At 66.8% G+C, this 16571-nt stretch carries 16 protein-coding genes; 12 read left to right on the forward strand and 4 right to left on the reverse strand.

Going from position 1 to position 16571, the window contains the following annotated elements:
- Positions 1–90 precede the first annotated feature (90 nt).
- From ACSQ3Y_RS13700 to ACSQ3Y_RS13725, 6 genes are all read left to right on the forward strand, one after another.
- Positions 91–1302 carry a CaiB/BaiF CoA transferase family protein gene (locus tag ACSQ3Y_RS13700; protein WP_436177651.1) on the forward strand — a complete coding sequence of 404 codons (1212 nt, stop codon included), beginning with the start codon at positions 91–93 and terminating at the stop codon, positions 1300–1302.
- Entirely contained in the window at positions 1299–2321 is a 1023-nt protein-coding gene (locus ACSQ3Y_RS13705; RefSeq protein WP_436177652.1) for a hydroxymethylglutaryl-CoA lyase, read from the forward strand. The genes ACSQ3Y_RS13700 and ACSQ3Y_RS13705 overlap by 4 nt, the downstream gene beginning before the upstream one ends.
- A 69-nt stretch (positions 2322–2390) precedes the next feature.
- The gene (locus ACSQ3Y_RS13710; protein ID WP_436177653.1) at positions 2391–3386 is read left to right on the forward strand and encodes a Bug family tripartite tricarboxylate transporter substrate binding protein; all 996 of its coding nucleotides are present in this window, start codon (positions 2391–2393) and stop codon (positions 3384–3386) included.
- 70 nt (positions 3387–3456) lie between these two features.
- Positions 3457–4443, forward strand: a complete 987-nt coding sequence (locus tag ACSQ3Y_RS13715; RefSeq protein ID WP_436177654.1) for a Bug family tripartite tricarboxylate transporter substrate binding protein — start codon at positions 3457–3459, stop codon at positions 4441–4443.
- A gap of 142 nt (positions 4444–4585) precedes the next feature.
- Positions 4586–5017 (forward strand): DUF2845 domain-containing protein, encoded by a 432-nt coding sequence (locus ACSQ3Y_RS13720; protein WP_436177655.1) that lies wholly within the window; start codon positions 4586–4588, stop codon positions 5015–5017.
- Between the two features lie 57 nt (positions 5018–5074).
- Positions 5075–5467 carry a hypothetical protein gene (locus tag ACSQ3Y_RS13725; RefSeq protein WP_436177656.1) on the forward strand — a complete coding sequence of 131 codons (393 nt, stop codon included), beginning with the start codon at positions 5075–5077 and terminating at the stop codon, positions 5465–5467.
- 74 nt (positions 5468–5541) lie between these two features.
- Here the strand turns inward: ACSQ3Y_RS13725 and ACSQ3Y_RS13730 are convergent, their stop codons facing one another.
- Together ACSQ3Y_RS13730 and ACSQ3Y_RS13735 are read right to left on the reverse strand one after the other, a co-directional pair.
- Complete coding sequence (locus ACSQ3Y_RS13730) at positions 5542–6147, reverse strand: hypothetical protein (protein WP_436177657.1); 606 nt, start codon at positions 6145–6147, stop codon at positions 5542–5544.
- A 103-nt stretch (positions 6148–6250) separates the two neighbouring features.
- Positions 6251–6898, reverse strand: coding sequence for a TetR/AcrR family transcriptional regulator (locus tag ACSQ3Y_RS13735; protein ID WP_436177658.1), 648 nt, complete (start codon positions 6896–6898; stop codon positions 6251–6253).
- Positions 6899–7067: 169 nt separating this feature from the next.
- On the opposite strand from ACSQ3Y_RS13735, the gene ACSQ3Y_RS13740 reads away from it, so the two are divergent.
- From ACSQ3Y_RS13740 to ACSQ3Y_RS13760, 5 genes are all read left to right on the forward strand, one after another.
- Positions 7068–8306 carry an efflux RND transporter periplasmic adaptor subunit gene (locus ACSQ3Y_RS13740; RefSeq protein ID WP_436177659.1) on the forward strand — a complete coding sequence of 413 codons (1239 nt, stop codon included), beginning with the start codon at positions 7068–7070 and terminating at the stop codon, positions 8304–8306.
- Positions 8307–8327: 21 nt separating this feature from the next.
- Positions 8328–11489: an efflux RND transporter permease subunit gene (locus tag ACSQ3Y_RS13745; RefSeq protein WP_436177660.1), complete on the forward strand. Its 3162-nt coding sequence runs from the start codon at positions 8328–8330 to the stop codon at positions 11487–11489.
- Between the two features lies 1 nt (position 11490).
- Complete coding sequence (adeC, locus tag ACSQ3Y_RS13750) at positions 11491–12909, forward strand: AdeC/AdeK/OprM family multidrug efflux complex outer membrane factor (RefSeq protein ID WP_436177661.1); 1419 nt, start codon at positions 11491–11493, stop codon at positions 12907–12909.
- A gap of 422 nt (positions 12910–13331) precedes the next feature.
- On the forward strand, positions 13332–13736 hold the full coding sequence (locus tag ACSQ3Y_RS13755; RefSeq protein WP_436177662.1) for a VOC family protein: 405 nt from the start codon (positions 13332–13334) through the stop codon (positions 13734–13736).
- Between the two features lie 28 nt (positions 13737–13764).
- The gene (locus ACSQ3Y_RS13760) at positions 13765–14070 is read left to right on the forward strand and encodes a hypothetical protein (protein ID WP_436177663.1); all 306 of its coding nucleotides are present in this window, start codon (positions 13765–13767) and stop codon (positions 14068–14070) included.
- A gap of 99 nt (positions 14071–14169) precedes the next feature.
- Here ACSQ3Y_RS13760 and ACSQ3Y_RS13765 read toward each other — a convergent pair whose 3' ends face one another.
- A complete protein-coding gene (locus ACSQ3Y_RS13765) occupies positions 14170–14805 on the reverse strand; it encodes a hypothetical protein (protein ID WP_157422138.1) in 636 nt (211 codons plus the stop codon).
- Positions 14806–15001: 196 nt separating this feature from the next.
- Complete coding sequence (locus ACSQ3Y_RS13770; RefSeq protein ID WP_179680681.1) at positions 15002–15607, reverse strand: ATP-dependent Clp protease proteolytic subunit; 606 nt, start codon at positions 15605–15607, stop codon at positions 15002–15004.
- A 112-nt stretch (positions 15608–15719) separates the two neighbouring features.
- On the opposite strand from ACSQ3Y_RS13770, the gene ACSQ3Y_RS13775 reads away from it, so the two are divergent.
- Positions 15720–16562, forward strand: a complete 843-nt coding sequence (locus tag ACSQ3Y_RS13775; RefSeq protein ID WP_436177664.1) for a sigma-70 family RNA polymerase sigma factor — start codon at positions 15720–15722, stop codon at positions 16560–16562.
- Positions 16563–16571 lie beyond the last annotated feature (9 nt).

A 16571-nucleotide genomic window follows, 5' to 3' on the forward strand; every position in this document is an offset into this window, starting at 1 on the left:
GCGTTTTGCGCCAGCGCCAACTGTGCGCATCATGCGGCTCAACGCAGCAGACCTCATCCCGCAGGCTGCGACATTGGAGACAAGAACACGATGGGTGCCACACCAACCCCTACCGCCGCCGCCCTGCAGGGCGTGCGCGTGATCGAGATGGGCCAACTCATCGCCGGCCCCTTTTGCGGCAAGACGCTGGGCGACTTTGGCGCCGAGGTCATCAAGATCGAAGCGCCAGAATCGGGCGACCCGCTGCGCAACTGGCGCCTGATCAAGGAGGGCACCTCCGTCTGGTGGCAGGTGCAGTCGCGCAACAAGCGCTCGGTGGCGCTGGACCTGCGGCAGAAGGAGGGCCAGGACATCGCTCGCCAGCTGATCGCCGAGGCCGACGTGCTGATCGAGAACTTTCGCCCCGGCACGCTGGAAGGCTGGGGCATGTCGCCCGAAGAGCTGCACCGCATCAACCCTGGGCTGGTGATGCTGCGCATCTCGGGCTACGGGCAGACGGGGCCCTACCGCGACTTGCCGGGCTTTGGCGCCATCGGCGAGGCCATGGGCGGCCTGCGCCACCTGACGGGCGAGCCCGGCCGCGTGCCGGTGCGTGTGGGCGTGTCGATTGGCGACACGCTGGCCGCGCTGCACGGCGCCATCGGCGTGCTCACGGCGCTGTACCACCGCAAGGTCAACGGCGGCCAGGGCCAGGTGATCGACGTGGCGCTGCACGAGGCCGTGTTCAACGTGATGGAAAGCCTGATCCCCGAGTACAGCGCCTTTGGCGCGGTGCGCGAGGCGGCGGGCAGCGCGCTGCCGGGTATCGCGCCGTCCAACGCCTACCCCTGCACCGATGGCTGGGTGCTGGTGGCGGGCAATGGCGACAGCATCTTCAAGCGGCTGATGCAGGCCATCGGCCGGCCCGACTTGGGCGCGGCCCCTGATCTGGCCGACAACGCCGGCCGCGTCGCGCGCGTGGACGAGATCGACGCCGCCATCGGCGCCTGGAGCGCACCGCTCACCGTGCAGCAGGTGCTCGACGCCCTGGGCACGGCCCGCGTGCCGGCCGGCAAGGTCTACACCGCGCGCGACATCGCCGAAGACCCGCACTACCGCGCCCGCGACATGCTGCTCACGCAGGAGACGCGCGACGGCTACAGCGTGCAGGTGCCGGGCATCGTGCCCAAGCTCTCGGCCACGCCGGGTTCCATCCGCAGCAGTGCGCCGCACCTGGGCGACGACACCGATGCGGTGCTGGCCGAGGCGGGCCTGACCGCCGATCAGATTGCGCTGCTGCGCAGCAAGGGGGTGATCCAATGACTGCCGCAATGCAAGAAGCCAGCGTGTGGACCGGAAATGGCCGGCGCATCCACATGCAGGAGGTGGGCCTGCGCGACGGCCTGCAGATGGAGGCCACCTTTGTGCCCACCGAGGACAAGATCGCGCTGGCCAATGCGCTCTCGGATGCGGGCCTCTCCAAGATCGAGGTGACCTCGTTCACGTCGCCCACGGCCATCCCTGCGCTCAAGGATGCCGAGGTGGTGATGCGCGAGATCACGCGCCGCCCTGGCACCGTGTACACCGCCCTGGTGCCCAATGTGCGCGGGGCCGAGCGCGCCATCGAATCGCGTGCGGACGAGCTCAACCTGGTCATGTCGGCCAGTGCCACGCACAACATCGCCAACCTGCGCATGACGCAGGAGCATTCGTTCGCCGCACTGGCCCAGGTGGTGGCCACGGCGCAGGCGGCGCGCGTGGCGGTCAACGTGTCGCTGTCGTGCGTGTTTGGCTGCCCGATGGAGGGCGAGGTCGCCCCCGAGGCCGTGTTCGGCTGGGTGCAACGCTTCGTCGACCTGGGCGTGGGCGGCGTCACGCTGTGCGACACCACGGGCATGGCCTACCCCACGCAGGTGGCCGCCCTCACTTCGGCGGCGCGGGCGAGCTGGCCGGGCGTGGAATTCACCCTGCATTTTCACAACACGCGCGGCATGGGCCTGGCCAATGTGCTGGCGGGCATCAGCGCCGGGGCCGACCGGTTCGACGCCTCGCTGGGCGGCCTGGGCGGCTGCCCCTATGCGCCCGGCGCCAGCGGCAATGTGTGCAGCGAAGAGATCGTGCACGCGCTCGACTGCATGGGCTACGCCACCGGGGTGGACTTGGCCCTGCTGCTGGCCGCCGCGCAGCGCCTGCCCGCGCTGATCGGCCACGACATCCCCAGCCAGATCGCCAAGGCCGGGCCGCGCCTGGCGCTGCACCCGGTGCCGGGGGACTTCGAGGCGATCAAGGAAAGGGCGCTGGCGCGCGATAAAGAGCTGCTGGGGGGAGGGCGCGCCGCATAGCCAGGCCCCCCACCCGTTACCACGCTGTTCTGGTTCATTCAAAGAAAACGATAGACAGGAGACAAGACCATGAGCGATTCGAGACCCCATTTCAGCCTGCCGCGCAGGCTGCTGCTCGCCGCGCTGCTGTGCGGGGCCGCATTCAACGCCGCCGCGCAGGATGCAGCCAAATTCCCCGGCAAGCCCATCACCGTGGTCGTGCCCCAGGCTGCGGGCGGTGCCAACGATGCGATTGCCCGCGTGCTGGCGCAAAAGCTCGGCGAGCAGCTGGGCCAGTCGGTGGTGGTGGAGAACCGGCCCGGCGCGGGCGGCAATGTGGGCACGGCCTACACCGCCAAAACCAAGGCCGATGGCTACACCCTGCTGGTGACGGCGGACAGCGCTCAGGTCATCAACCCCTGGCTGTACAAGAGCACCGGGTTCGACCCGGTGAAAGACTTCGAGCCTGTGGCGCCCCTGGCCACGGCGGGCTACGTGCTGGTGGCCCACCCGTCCTTCCCGGCCAAGAACATGGCTGAGCTGATCGCCGTGGCCAAGGCCAGCCCGGGCAAGTACGCAATCGCCTCGGCCGGCAACGGCACGCTCAACCACCTGATCGGCGAGATGCTGCAAAAGGCCGCTGGCATCGAGCTGCAGCACATTCCCTACAAGGGCTCGGCGGCAGCAGCCACCGACGTGGTGGGTGGGCAGGTGCCGCTGTCGGTGCAGAGCCTGCCGTCGTCCATCGCCTTCATCAAGGCCGGCAAGCTCAAGGTGCTGGGCGTCGTCAACGAAAAGCGCGTGGCCGCGCTGCCCGACGCACCCACCATGGGCGAAACGCTCAAGGGCTTTGGGCAAACGCCCTGGTACGGCATGTTCGCCCCCGCAGGCACGCCGCCCGCCGTGGTGGCCCTGCTGCAGGCCGAGGTGGCCAAGGCCCTGGACCACAAGGACGTGATCGACAAACTGGCCAACGTGGGCTGCGAGCCGTTCAAGGGCACATCGACCCAGCTCGGCATGCTGGTCAAGGACGACCTGGCGCGCTGGCACAAGGTGGTTCAGGACACGGGCGCAAAGGTCGACTGACGCCCGAGCAGCACCCCCTTCGAGATTCATTGGCAACTGAAACAACTGAGATAACGGAGACACATCCCTCATGACAACGACCCGCAAACAATTCACCCTTCTGGCCGTGGCCGCACTGGCCGCAAGCCTTGGCGGCAGCGCCTTTGCCCAGGGCGGCAGCACCTACCCCGCCAAGCCCGTCACCCTGGTCGTGCCCACGGCGGCAGGCGGCACCACCGACCTGTCGGCGCGCATGCTGGCGCAGGCGCTGGGCCCGGTGCTGGGCCAGTCGGTCATCGCCGACAACAAGGGCGGCGGCAACGGCTCCATCGCGGCCAGCGCCGTCAAGCGCGCCGAGCCTGATGGCTACACCCTGCTCATGCAGTACTCGGGCTACCACGTCATCTCGCCCCACCTCACCCGGCAAAAGCAGTGGGAGCAGAGCGACTTCCAGCCCGTGGCCAACGTGATCTCGGCCCCGCAGATCATCGTGGTGCGCAACGACCTGCCGGTGAAGACCCTGGCCGAGCTGATTGCCTACGCCAAGGCCAACCCCGGCAAGCTCAACTACGCCTCGTCGGGCAACGGCTCGCTGCAGCACGTGACCGGCGCCATGCTGGAGCAGCAGGGCGGCGTGAAGATGGTGCACGTGCCTTACAAGGGCACCGGCCCCGCGCTGCAGGACCTGCTGGGCGGCCAGGTGGACCTGACCTTCGGCACCGCGCCGCCCTTCATGCCCCACATCGCCGCCGGCAAGCTGCGCGTGCTGGCCGTGACCGGCAAGGAGCGCCTGCCCAGCCTGCCCGATGCGCCCACCACCGCCGAGGCCGGCTACCCCAAGGTGGACGCCACCTCCTGGTTCGCCGTGTTCGCCCCCGCCGCCGTGCCCAAGCCCGTGATCGACAAGCTCGCGGCCGATATCCGCACCGTGGTGCAGAGCGCGGCTTTCAAGCAAAAGGCCCAGGAGCAGGGCGCCACCGCCGACTACCAGACGCCCCAGCAGCTGGGCGACAAGGCCAAGGTGGAGCTGGCGAACTGGGCGACGGTGGTGAAGACATCCAAGATCGAAGCCGAGTAAGACGGCTTGGTCAACGCGTCTGCAGGCTCACCCGTTGAGCAGGCAGGCTGCAAGCGCCAGAAGGGCCCGCCGCGTGCGGGCCTTTGTCATGGGGGTGTCTTTCAGCGTCAAACTTCCGCATCTGTTTCGCATCCAAACGACCATGCCGCTGACCCACGCCCACTCTCTCGGCCATGCCATGGTCCACTGCATCCGCCGATCACTGGTGCTACTTGGCGCCTTGCTGCCACTGGCGGCCATCGCCATCATCGTCGGCACCCTGACCCCTGGGAAGGAAGCCCGTGCCCAAGGCCTGGGCTGCGGCGGCCTACTGGTGGGCGTGGGCGATTCGCGCGCCAGCCTGGTCATGAAGTGCGGCCAGCCGTTTGCCACCGACACCGTATGCATCCGCGTCCCGCGCGTGGTGTGGACCGTACCCCTGCACCCACGCGAGGCGCCGCGCCAGTATGTGACGGAGACATGCGAGTACGTGGACGAGTGGACCTACCACCGCGGCGCAGGCAACTTCATGTCGGTGGTGCGGCTGCAGAACGGGGTGGTGGCGCAGATACGGGATGGGGTGCGGGTGCCGTGAGCTTGCGCCTCTGGTACTTCACTGCGCAGGTTCCGCATCGAATGCAAAATTCACCCCATGCCAACAACCCAACTACAGTGCACCATCCTCGTCGCGGCGGCCATGGCATCTGCCACGGCTGCCGCGCGGACATACAACGACTACCTTGTCGTGAGCGAGGCCAAGCAGGCGGCAGCAGACGCCCTGCCCGATCCCAAGAGCGTGCGGTTTCGCGGTTTGTTCCTGTCGGAGCATGGTGATTCCAAAATCACGCTGTGTGGCGAGATCAACGGCAAGGAGCGAGCGGGCAGGTCCATGGGGTTCAGGCGCTTTTTGGTCGAGGACACCCTGGACTCGATGTTCGACCCCCATGCGGGCCCAGGGGCAACGCCGGGGGAGGCCATGTTGCAGGGGATCTTTGACCGCGTCCACAAGCGGGTGTGCTCCAACAAGGTCAAGGATGTCCGGTAGGGCAAGGCACTGGTAACTGGCCCATCGGCTTCGCGCGGCCCCATCACCGCAATGCGCGGTTCACTGCCGGCAGCTCACTGTTCATCCTGCGCATAGATCTGCGGCGCCACGCCGAACACCCCCGCCAGCACGTCGCGGACCTGCGCATAGCGGGGCTGCCTGGGAATGAGCTCCGCCATGCGCGGCGGGCAGGGCCGCAGGTTGATGAAGATGCCGAACTGGCACAGGCACATGAACGACACCTCGGGCATGGGCGCGTTGTCCCATTTGAGCAGCGCATTGCCTTCGCGGGCCGCGTCGATGACCAGCTCCATCAGCGTACGCACCGGGTGGCCGTCGGGCAGGACGAGCCTGTAGCCGTAGTCGCCCTCGATGGTGGACCAGTCGTAGAGCTTGTCCGTGAAGGGCAGGGAGCGGTTCTGGTAGGTCTGGTAGTGCGCAACGACCTCGTCTGCCGAGCCGAAGGTGATGGTCTGGAACAGGTCGTAGAAATGGTCGCCGACGATGTCGGGGTCCACCCGCGGGGTGTTGGTCAGGTCGCTCTGGAAGAAGGCATCGATCTCGGGGCGCAGGATGTCGAGGGACACGTAGCCTGCGCTGATCAGCGCGTTCAGCAAGCTCTTGAATTCGGCGGTGGTCATCGCCTCGAAGTTGGGTTTACCCAGCACCACACCTGTCATCGGGAGTCCTTGTCAATAAACGGAGAATATTTTCGTCTGTTTGCAGGGTCACCGTGCTGAGGGGCCGGGTGTGCAGTGTGACCCTGGTCGCCGCTGAATTTTGCTATCTCTCAGCATCATCGTTGCAGTGCTTTGTTGCCGATGGCGGCGCATACGCCCTGGCAAAAGTGGCCAGCGCACGCTCGGCTACACCTTGCATCTCCTGCTCCGTCAGGGGCGGTGGGTTGCGGTAGTACCAGCGCAGCTGGGTTTCTGCGTTGAGCAGCGAGAAAAGCTGCAGCGCCGCCACATGTGGGTTCTCCGTGCGCAGGTGGCCGTTGTCCATGGCAGCGCGCAAGAACTCCGCCAGTTCGCAAGCGCCCCGTTGGGGCCCTGCCTCGTAGAACAGCTCGCCCATGTTCGAGTGCCCCGCCTCGGCCAGCACCATGCGGTGGGTGGCCAGCATTTGCGGGCTGCACAGAAACTGCACCAGCTTGTTGCAGAAGCTGCCCAGCACCCCATGGATGCCGCTGCGAATGTCGTGGGCCGCCAGTTCATCGAAGGCGGTGCGGATGTGCCTCTCGCCCGCTGCCAGGGTAACCGCCTGAAAAAGGGCCTCCTTGGACGGGTAGTAGCCGTAGATGGTGGATTTGGAGCCCCCGATGCGGCGAACGATCTCGGCGATGGAGGCGCGCTCGAAGCCAAGTTCCAGAAAAACCTCCGAGGCGACCTCCAGGATCGCCTCGCGGCGCGCTTCCGTCCGGACCTTCATGTTGTCTCCTTAAGTGTACCGATGGGTCCATTTTTGCTTGACAGGCGGGCTGTGTCAATTCGATAATTAACAATACCGTACCGTTCGGTACAGTTACAACCTTCATTTTTGACCTTTTTGTGTCTGCCTGGCATTGCGAGATGCCTGGGCCCAGCCAGGAGCTCTTCCCATGCGCATGCATACCGCTATTCAACGACCCGTGGCCTGGATGGCTGCCGTTTCAGCCCTGGCGCTGGCGGCCTGTGGCGAAGCACCCCAGCCCCCTGCCGCGGGGGGCCAGGGCGTCCCCCAGGTCAGCGTGGTCACCGTGCAGCCCCAGCGCCTGCCGCTGACGACCGAGTTGCCGGGCCGTGTCGCCCCCGCCCTGATTGCCGAGGTGCGGCCCCAGATCACGGGGCTGGTGCTGCAGCGCCGCTTCAAGGAGGGCAGCGACGTGAAGGCGGGCGATGTGCTGTACCAGATCGATCCTGCGGTGTACCGCGCCAATGTGGACAGCGCCCAGGCCACGCTGTCCAAGTCCGAAGCCAATCTGGTCACGGTGCGGCTCAAGGCGGGGCGGTTCAAGGAGTTGGCTGCCATCAAGGCGGTGAGCCAGCAGGATGCGGACGATGCTGCTGCTGCGCTGCTGCAGGCCGAGGCGGAGGTCAGCTCCGCCAAGTCGGCGTTGCAAACGCAGCGCATCAACCTGGACTACACCCGCATCACGTCGCCCATCAGTGGGCGCATCGGGCGCTCGGCGGTGACGCCGGGTGCGCTGGTGACGGCGAACCAGGCCAACGCCCTGGCCACGGTGCAGCAGCTGAACCCGATCTATGTGGATGTGACCCAGTCCACGACCGCACTGCTGGCGCTCAGGCGGTCCATGGATGCGGGCACTCTCAAGAGCGGGACGGCCAAGGTACGGCTGGTGCTGGAGGACGGCAGTGTCTATGCGCAGGCCGGAACGCTGCAGTTTTCCGACGTGACGGTGGACCAGGCCACCGGGGCGGTGACCTTGCGCGCCGAGTTCCCCAACCCGCGTGCCGAGCTGCTGCCCGGCATGTATGCGCGCGCCGTGCTGGAAGAGGGCGTGCTGGAGCAGGCCTTGCTGGTGCCGCAACCGGCCGTGGGCCGCGATGCCACGGGCCAGCCCTATGCCTTCGTGCTGGGCAGCGATGGCAAGCTGGAGCAGCGTGCCCTGGTCACCGACCGTGCGGTGGGCGAGCAGTGGCTGGTGCGCGACGGGCTCAAGGCAGGCGACGTGGTCGTGGTCGAGGGCCAGCAAAAAGTGCGCGCCGGCCAGCCGGTGCAGCCGCAGCCCTACGCGCCTGCCCCATCGCACAAGCCGGCTGCCACCCAGAAGGTGGCGACCACCAGCACCGCTGCTGCCGCCCCCGGCGCTACCGCTGCCACCGCCGCGGCCCATTGAGCACCGCCAACAGAGACCACCATGGCCCGTTTTTTCATAGACCGCCCCATCTTTGCATGGGTGCTCGCCATCATCACGATGCTGGCGGGCGTGATGGCAGTGCTCACGCTGCCCATCGCCCAATACCCCTCCATCGCGCCCCCTGCCATCGCCATATCGGCGTCCTACCCTGGGGCGTCGTCCAAGACGCTGGAAGACACCGTCACCCAGGTCATCGAGCAGAAGATGAAGGGGCTGGACCGGCTGTCCTACATCGCGTCGAACAGCGAGTCGTCGGGCAACGTGACCATCACGCTGACCTTCGAGAATGGCACCAACCCGGACACCGCCCAGGTGCAGGTGCAGAACAAGCTGGCACTGGCCACGCCCCTGCTGCCGCAAGAGGTGCAGCAGCAGGGCGTGCAGGTCACCAAGTCGGCGAACAACTTCCTGAACGTGCTGGCGTTCGTGTCGGAGGATGGCAAGCTCAATGGCTCCGACCTGTCGGACTATGTGGCCGCCAACGTGCAGGACCCCATCAGCCGCGTGGAGGGCGTGGGTGACACCACGCTGTTCGGCTCGCAGTACGCCATGCGCATCTGGCTGGACCCCAGCAAGCTCAACAGCTTCAACCTGACCCCGCTGGATGTGAAGGCCGCCATACAGGCCCAGAACGCGCAGGTGTCTGCCGGCCAACTGGGAGGCCTGCCATCGGCCGCCAATCAGGAACTCAATGCCACCATCACCGCCCAAACGCGCCTGAAGACGGCCGATGAGTTTGCCGCCATCTTGCTGCGCACGCAGGCCAACGGCGCAGCCGTGCGGCTGAGCGACGTGGCACGGATCGAGCTGGGCAGTGAGAACTACGCCACGGTGGCCCACTTCAACGGCAAGCCCGCCGCTGGCCTGGCCATCAAGCTGGCCACGGGCGCCAACGCACTGAACACCGTCAAGGCGGTGGATGCCAAGCTGGAAGAGCTGTCCAGGTTCTTCCCCCCCGGTGTCAAGGTCATCAAGCCGTATGACACCACCCCGTTCGTGCGCATCTCCATCCAGGAAGTGATCAAGACGCTGGTGGAGGCCGTGGTGCTGGTATTCGTGGTGATGTACCTGTTCCTGCAGAACTGGCGCGCCACGCTCATCCCCACCATCGCCGTGCCGGTGGTGCTGCTGGGCACGTTTGGCGTGCTGGCTGCGTTTGGCTATTCGCTCAACACCCTGACCATGCTGGCGATGGTGCTGGCCATCGGCTTGCTGGTGGACGATGCCATCGTGGTGGTCGAGAACGTCGAGCGGGTGATGGGCGAAGAGGGGCTCTCGCCGCTGGAGGCGACCCGCAAATCCATGGGGCAGATCACGGGCGCCCTGGTGGGCGTGGCGCTGGTGCTGGCCGCCGTGTTCGTGCCGATGGCGTTTTTCGGTGGTTCCACGGGCGTCATCTACCGCCAGTTCACCGTCACCATCGTCTCGGCAATGACGCTGTCGGTGCTGGTGGCCATGGTGCTCACGCCGGCCTTGTGCGCCACGCTGCTCAAGCCGGTGCCCAAGGGCCATGCGCTGACGGACAAGGGGTTCTTTGGCGCCTTCAACCGCGCGTTCGACCGCAGCAACCGGGGCTATCAGGGCGTGGTGCAGCGCATGCTCAAACGCGGCGGGCGCTGGATGGTGGGCTACGCCATCGTGGTGGTGGCCGTGGGCTTTGTGTTCACCAAGATCCCGGCCGGATTCTTGCCCGACGAAGACCAGGGTACCTTGTTCGCCATCGTGCAATTGCCACCCGGCGCCACGCAGAAGAACACGCAGAAGGTGCTTGAGCAGGTGCAGCACCATTTTCTGGAAGAGCAAAAGGACGCCGTCGACGCCATCTTCACGGTGGCTGGCTTCAGCTTTGCGGGCAGCGGGCAGAACACGGGCTTCGCGTTCATCAAGCTCAAGGCCTGGGATGAGCGCACGGCGCCTGGCCTGAAGGCACAGGCCGTGGCCAACAAGGCCATGGGCGCACTGTCGCAGATCCGCAATGCCTCGGTCTTTGCATTTGCGCCCCCTGCTGTGTCCGAGCTGGGCAATGCCAGCGGTTTCGATCTGATGCTGCAGGACCGGGGCAACCTGGGCCACGCGGCACTCATGCAGGCGCGCAACCAGCTCTTGGGGGCCTTGATGAAAGAGCCCGGCCTGGTGGCCGTGCGGCCCAACGGCATGGAGGACGCACCCGAGTTCCGCCTGGAGATCGATGAGCACAAGGCGGGCGCGCTGGGGCTGTCGATGGGCGACATCAACAACACCTTCTCCGCCGCCTGGGGCAGCAGCTACGTCAATGACTTCATCGACAAGGGCCGTGTGAAAAAGGTCTTTCTGCAGGCCGATGCAGCCCATCGCATGTCGCCTTCGGACATCGACAAATGGTACGTGCGCAACAGCAGCGGCACGATGGTTCCGTTCAGCGCGTTCTCGACCTCGGGCTGGATCAGTGGCTCGCCCCGGCTGGAGCGTTACAACGGCGTGCCATCGGTGGAAATCATGGGCATGGCGATGCCCGGCGCCATGTCCAGCGGTCAGGCTCTGGACCTGGTGGAGCGCCATGCGGCCGATTTGCCCGCTGGCATCGGCTTTGAGTGGACCGGCGTGTCGCGCCAGGAGCGGGAGGCCGGTGGCAAGGCTTCGCTGCTGTATGCGGTGTCCATCCTGGTCGTGTTCCTGTGCCTTGCGGCACTGTACGAGAGCTGGTCGATTCCGTTTTCGGTGCTGCTGGTGGTGCCGCTCGGGGTGCTGGGCACCCTGGTCGCCGCAGTGCTGACCTGGAAGATGAACGACGTGTACTTTCAGGTCGGCCTGCTGACCACGGTGGGACTGGCGTCCAAGAACGCGATCCTGATCGTCGAGTTCGCCAAGGAGTTGTATGCCAAGGGCATGCCGCTGGTCGAGTCGGCCATCACCGCCGCGCGCATGCGGTTGCGACCCATCCTGATGACCTCGCTGGCGTTCATCCTGGGGGTGCTGCCCCTCATGCTGAGCAAGGGCGCGGGCGCCGGTGCGCAGAACGCGCTGGGTACTGCCGTGGTGGGGGGCATGGTGTCTGGCACGGTGCTGGCCATCTTCTTCGTGCCGCTTTTCTTCGTGGTCGTGCAACGGCTTGTCGGGCGCAAAAACCAGGCCCCCTCGGATGCTCCGCACGCTGGTGCACCTGTTCTTTCGGAGGGCCACTGACATGCCTCGTTCCCTGACCCTGACCCTTGTGGCTGCAGCGCTGCTGCTGAGCGGTTGCGCCAACCTGGCACCGCATTACGAGCGGCCCGCTGCCGTGGTGCCGGCGGTGTACCCCGCCGCGTCGGCCGATGGTCCGGCTGATGTACCGGCCATGGCCAGCCTGGCCTGGGGCGATTTTTTTGCAGATGCCAAACTGCGCCGCCTGATCGAGCTGGCACTGGCCAACAACCGCGATCTGCGCGTGGCCATCCTCAACATCGAGCAGGCCCGCGCGCAGTACCGTGTGCAGGACGCGCAGATGCTGCCCAGCATCAACGCTGCGGGCAGCGGCACTGCGGCGCGCACGCCGCCCGGCCTGTCGGGCACGGGCGCGGCGGTCACCAGCCACCAGTACAGCGCCAATCTGGGGGTGAGCGCCTATGAGCTGGACCTGTTTGGCCGCGTGCGCAACCTGAGTGATCAGGCGCTGCAGCAGTTTCTGGCCACTGAGCAGGCGCGCCACGCCACCCAGATCAGCCTGGTGGGCGAGGTGACCACCGCCTACCTGACCTGGGCAGCCGACCTGGAGCGGCTGGCCCTGGCCCGCGAGACCTTGCGCAGCCAGGGCGAGTCGTACCGGCTGACGCAGACGCGCTTTGAACTGGGCGCGGCGTCTGCCCTGACGCTGCGCCAGCTGCAGACCAGTGTGGAGAGCGCCCGCGTGGACCTGGCCCGCTATACCGGCCAGGTGGCGCAAGACCGCAACGCCCTGGCGCTGCTGCTGGGCGCGCAGGTGCCCCAGGCGCTGGAGCCCGACGCTCTGGGCGACACACTGAATGCCTTGCCCGAGTTGCCAGCGGGCGTGCCGTCGGACCTGTTGCTGCGCCGGCCCGACCTGCTTCAATCGGAGTACCAGCTCAAGGCCGCCACCGCCAACATCGGCGCTGCGCGGGCGGCGTTCTATCCACGCATCAGCCTGACGGCCACGGCCGGCAGCGGCAGTGCAGACCTGTCGGGCCTGTTCAAGGCGGGCTCGGGCAGCTGGAGCTTCGTCCCGCAGATCAGCCTGCCCATTTTTGACGGCGGGGCCAACCAGGCCAATCTGGACAGCGCCGTGGCTGCGCGCGACATCGCGGTGGCGCAGTACGAGAAGGCCATCCAGACTGCGTTTCGCGAGGTGGCGGACGCGCTGGCGCAACGCAGCGCCGTCGGCGATCAACTGCACGCGCAAACTGCGTTGGTGCAAGCCGGTGGCGAGGTGCTGCAGATGTCGCAGGCCCGCTTTGACCGGGGGGTGGACAGCTATCTGGACGTGCTGGACGCGCAGCGCACCTGGTACAGCGCGCGCCAGGCTCTGATCGGCACGCGCCTGGCACGGTTGAGCAATGGCGTCACCTTGTACAAGGCGCTGGGGGGTGGCTGGTCGACCCCGCAGTCATGAGTGACGCAAGGAGCGGCAACGCCTTGGCGAATGGCGCCAGTGTGACGCATGGCATGCCCGTCAAGAGCGCCCTTGCCGAGCAACCCCATGTTCATTGCCGGCAGCGCTTCTCAGCGGCCTTGACCGGGGTGGAAATGCGCCCCGGGCCTGCCTTGCCGCATCCCACTGGTGGGTGAAACACGCAGGCAAACCCGGGGACAAACCGGCAAGCCACTGGGCCCTTGCGGGCCCTCTCCCTACTTCCTCTCTTCTTTGTTAACGATTGTAGAAGCGGGGGTCGGTCTTGGCAGGCACCCAAATGGGGGAGGTGGCAACAGCCGTTGCCGTGCTCCGGGCTGCTGCGCGCGTTGGTGGGGTGGTGCCCCAGGTGGCCCAGGCCTTCGTTTATGCTGGGTGTCCGATCTTTGGGGGGCCCCGCCGCCATGCTGAGCTATATCACCCTCGGCGCGAACGACATGAACGCGTCGGACCGCTTTTACTCTGCGTTGCTGGAGCCGCTGGGTTACCGCAAGCAGGTTGACAGCGAAGGCCTGGCGTTCTCGCTACCCGAGCATGCCAGCCATGCCGGCGGCCCCTGCGTCGTTTATGTCAAACCGCCTTTCGACGGGAAGCCGGCGACCGTGGGCAATGGTTCGATGGCGGCGTTTCGCACCGGCTCGCACGACCTGGTTCGGCAGGTGCACGCGGCGGCGGTTGCCGCCGGTGGCACCGATGAGGGCCCGCCGGGGTTTCGTGCTGCGTACAGCAAGAACTTCTTTGTCGCGTATGTCAGGGACCCGGTGGGGAACAAGATCGCGCTTTTCTGCAATGAAGTTCCCCATGCATAGGGGCCCCGGCGCCGAGAAATCCACAACCATGGATATCCAGGTCACCCGGCAGGCCTGCTGCTCTGCCGACGACCAGGCGGGGCCACTGCAAGTCGTTTACTCGGTGGACGAGCATTGCACCCTCGCGGATCTGGTGGAGGGCATCCGGGTGTCGAAATTCCTGCAGTTTTCATCCACGCACAACCGGCTGTCTGGCCTGGTGCAGGGGGCATGTGTGGTGGAGGTGTTGGCAGGGTGGGGCAGCAAGCCGGAGTTTCATGTGGACCCGGCGGCATCGGTGGGCTCCGTCATCGGCTTGCACACGTTGGACTTTTGCTTTCTCCATGCCCAGTAAAAGCGGGCTGCACCTATCTGGCTCCTGCGGTCTGCGAAAGGGCGCGCAACCGCACTGCAGCCTTGGCATCGATCACCGCATCTGCGACGCCGATGGTCGCTACGCCGCGTCGGGCTCCATCTGCACGTTCCAGGCGTCCACGATTTCTGCCAGCTTGGGGCTGCGCTTGGTGCCGATCTGCAGGCCTTGCGATATCGCGGCGACGATGTGCTTGGCCCCCAGGTCCAGGCTGGGGGGCGCGTCTGCGGCGCTGAGGACATCCCTGGCCCGCAGCAGCAGCACCCCGGCCTCAGCGATCAGATCAGTTTTGTCGATCTCGAAAAAGTCGTCGCGGATGGGCTTGTGCTTGTCGAGCCGCGTCTTGATCGCGTCAGAAAATAAATCGGGCACCGCCTTGTGCAGGCTGAGAAAGAACTTCTCGTTCGCCTGCAGGGAGCTCAGGGTGTGCCGGTACCTGGTGGGCAGGTGGGGCGCGTAGGTGCGGATGGCCGTCGCCAGCTCTTGCTGGGCGCCGACCCGGGCGGCGACGCCCGTGGGGGATTCGAACGCTTCGCGGATCAGCGCAAGCTTGGCCTCCGACGCCTGAAGCGCCACCCGCAACTGCCCCACATGCTGCTCGTAGCGGACTCTGTTGAAGGCCGTGCCTTCGTTGATTTCGTACAGCTTCCAGCTGAGTGCGCCGCAGGCTGCCAGGGCGGCAACGATCACAAAGATCACGATAAGCGCTGTTGACATGCGGGGGCCGGATGGGTGGGTGGATGAATCTGCGGAGCATACAGGTTGTGCAGATTGGGCGATGTAAGCAGGCTTCAGGCGCAGCAAGGCAGTTGGGGCCGAATACGCCGCAGGGGCTTGCGTCACTGCGTGCAGTCGGGCCGCAGGGCGCTCCCCGGTCGCTCGCCGCGTGCGCCCATTGAGGCCAGCGCTGGCTTCAGGCCCTGCCCAGCTCGGTCTTGCGCTCGATGACCCGCGACACCAGCCCGTACTCCACCGCCTCCTCGGCCGAGAGCCAGTGGTCGCGTTCGATGTCGGCCAGCACCACCTCGATGGGCTTGCCGGTCTCGCGGGCGATGGTGCGGGCGATGCGCTCGCGGGCCTTGACGATTTCGCGCGCCTGCACGGCGATGTCGGTGGCCTGGCCGCCGGCGCCGCCGCTGGGCTGGTGGATCAGAAAGCGCGTGTTGGGCAGGCAGTAGCGCCGCTCGCGCGGGGCCGCGAGGTACAGGTGGGTGGCAGCGCTGCCGACCCAGCCGGTGCCGATCATGTTCACCGGCGCGGCGATGAAGCGCACGATGTCGTGGATGGCGTCGCCCGATTCGAGGTGGCCGCCGGGCGAGCTGACGATGATGTCGATGGGCTCGGGGCCCTCGGCATCCAGGGCGATGAGGCGGCGCGTGACGTCGGCGGCGGTCACGTCGGTCACGGTGCCGAAGATCAGCAGGGTGCGCGCCTTGAAGGCCTTTTCCTCCAGGTAGGAGGTGCGCGGCTCGGTGGCGCTGGAGGGTGGGGGAGGGGTGTCGTCTGCGGCGTAGTACATGGAGGGGTCCTTGGATGGAGATGAACTGCCTTGACGAATGAGCCTGCGGTTTCGTGACATGGCCCGTGTGGCCGCGCCAGCAGAGTGCGCGGTGCTATGGCAAGATTTGTGGATGCTTGATGACCGCCACCACCTGCCCCTGACAGACCCATCCTACCGCCGCAGCCTGGTGCGTGCCGCCGCGCGCCTGCTGGGCCCGGCGGAGGCCGAGGATGCCGTGCAGGATGCCTATGTGCGCGTGCTGGAGGCCGATGCCGCCACCATGCGCGGGCTTGGTGCCGCGCAGGCCTGGCTGCACACGGTGGTGCGCAACCTGGCCATCGACCGGCTGCGGCGCCGGCAGTGGATGCAGCAGTGGCTGGCCGAAGTGGCCGGCCGCGATGGCGGCACGGAGCGGGCGTCGTCGCCCTCGGCCGAGTCCGAGGCGTTGCTGGCGCAGCAGGCCACGCACGCCCTTCGCATGCTCGCGGCCCGTTTGGCGCCAGACGATGGGGCCGCAGTGCTGCTGTACGAGGTGTTCGAAGCCAGCCATGCTGAATTGGCCCAGGCCGGCGGCAAGACCGAGGCCGGCAGCCGCCAGCAGCTGCGGCGGGCGCTGCTGCGGTTGCGGCAAGCCGATGGGGGTGGCACTGCCGAGCCCCTTGCACCGCCTGAACCGGGCGAGCGTGAAGAGGCCGCATTTCGCGTCTATCTGCAGGCGCTGCAGCTGCGCGACCCGCAGGCGCTGTGGGCCATGCTGGGCCAGCCGCCGGTGCGTGCGGTGGTGCGGGCCCTGTCGGCATCGGGCGGCCCGGCTTCGGCGTATGCGGCCACCGCCGCCACGACCACCTGCGGCATCGTGCAGGTGGGCGGGCAGCTGGGCCTGGTGTTGACGCTCGATGGCGTCAGGCTGTGTGTGCTGCCGCTGGGTGTGCGCTCGGTGTGCGCGCTGGATCTGGAGTCTTTGGCGGTGTAGCCGCCGCGG

The sequence above is a fragment of the Acidovorax sp. LjRoot66 genome (assembly GCF_964253305.1).
In the GTDB taxonomy this organism is placed as follows: Bacteria; Pseudomonadota; Gammaproteobacteria; order Burkholderiales; family Burkholderiaceae_C; genus Acidovorax.

Bases quoted from the DNA above. Each gene is read 5' to 3' on its own strand.
- ACSQ3Y_RS13700 (WP_436177651.1), top strand. From the start codon at position 91: ATGGGTGCCACACCAACCCCTACCGCCGCCGCCCTGCAGGGCGTGCGC.
- ACSQ3Y_RS13705 (WP_436177652.1), top strand. From the start codon at position 1,299: ATGACTGCCGCAATGCAAGAAGCCAGCGTGTGGACCGGAAATGGCCGG.
- ACSQ3Y_RS13710 (WP_436177653.1), top strand. From the start codon at position 2,391: ATGAGCGATTCGAGACCCCATTTCAGCCTGCCGCGCAGGCTGCTGCTC.
- ACSQ3Y_RS13715 (WP_436177654.1), top strand. From the start codon at position 3,457: ATGACAACGACCCGCAAACAATTCACCCTTCTGGCCGTGGCCGCACTG.
- ACSQ3Y_RS13720 (WP_436177655.1), top strand. From the start codon at position 4,586: ATGCCGCTGACCCACGCCCACTCTCTCGGCCATGCCATGGTCCACTGC.
- ACSQ3Y_RS13725 (WP_436177656.1), top strand. From the start codon at position 5,075: ATGCCAACAACCCAACTACAGTGCACCATCCTCGTCGCGGCGGCCATG.
- ACSQ3Y_RS13730 (WP_436177657.1), bottom strand. From the start codon at position 6,147: ATGACAGGTGTGGTGCTGGGTAAACCCAACTTCGAGGCGATGACCACC.
- ACSQ3Y_RS13735 (WP_436177658.1), bottom strand. From the start codon at position 6,898: ATGAAGGTCCGGACGGAAGCGCGCCGCGAGGCGATCCTGGAGGTCGCC.
- ACSQ3Y_RS13740 (WP_436177659.1), top strand. From the start codon at position 7,068: ATGCGCATGCATACCGCTATTCAACGACCCGTGGCCTGGATGGCTGCC.
- ACSQ3Y_RS13745 (WP_436177660.1), top strand. From the start codon at position 8,328: ATGGCCCGTTTTTTCATAGACCGCCCCATCTTTGCATGGGTGCTCGCC.
- adeC (WP_436177661.1), top strand. From the start codon at position 11,491: ATGCCTCGTTCCCTGACCCTGACCCTTGTGGCTGCAGCGCTGCTGCTG.
- ACSQ3Y_RS13755 (WP_436177662.1), top strand. From the start codon at position 13,332: ATGCTGAGCTATATCACCCTCGGCGCGAACGACATGAACGCGTCGGAC.
- ACSQ3Y_RS13760 (WP_436177663.1), top strand. From the start codon at position 13,765: ATGGATATCCAGGTCACCCGGCAGGCCTGCTGCTCTGCCGACGACCAG.
- ACSQ3Y_RS13765 (WP_157422138.1), bottom strand. From the start codon at position 14,805: ATGTCAACAGCGCTTATCGTGATCTTTGTGATCGTTGCCGCCCTGGCA.
- ACSQ3Y_RS13770 (WP_179680681.1), bottom strand. From the start codon at position 15,607: ATGTACTACGCCGCAGACGACACCCCTCCCCCACCCTCCAGCGCCACC.
- ACSQ3Y_RS13775 (WP_436177664.1), top strand. From the start codon at position 15,720: ATGCTTGATGACCGCCACCACCTGCCCCTGACAGACCCATCCTACCGC.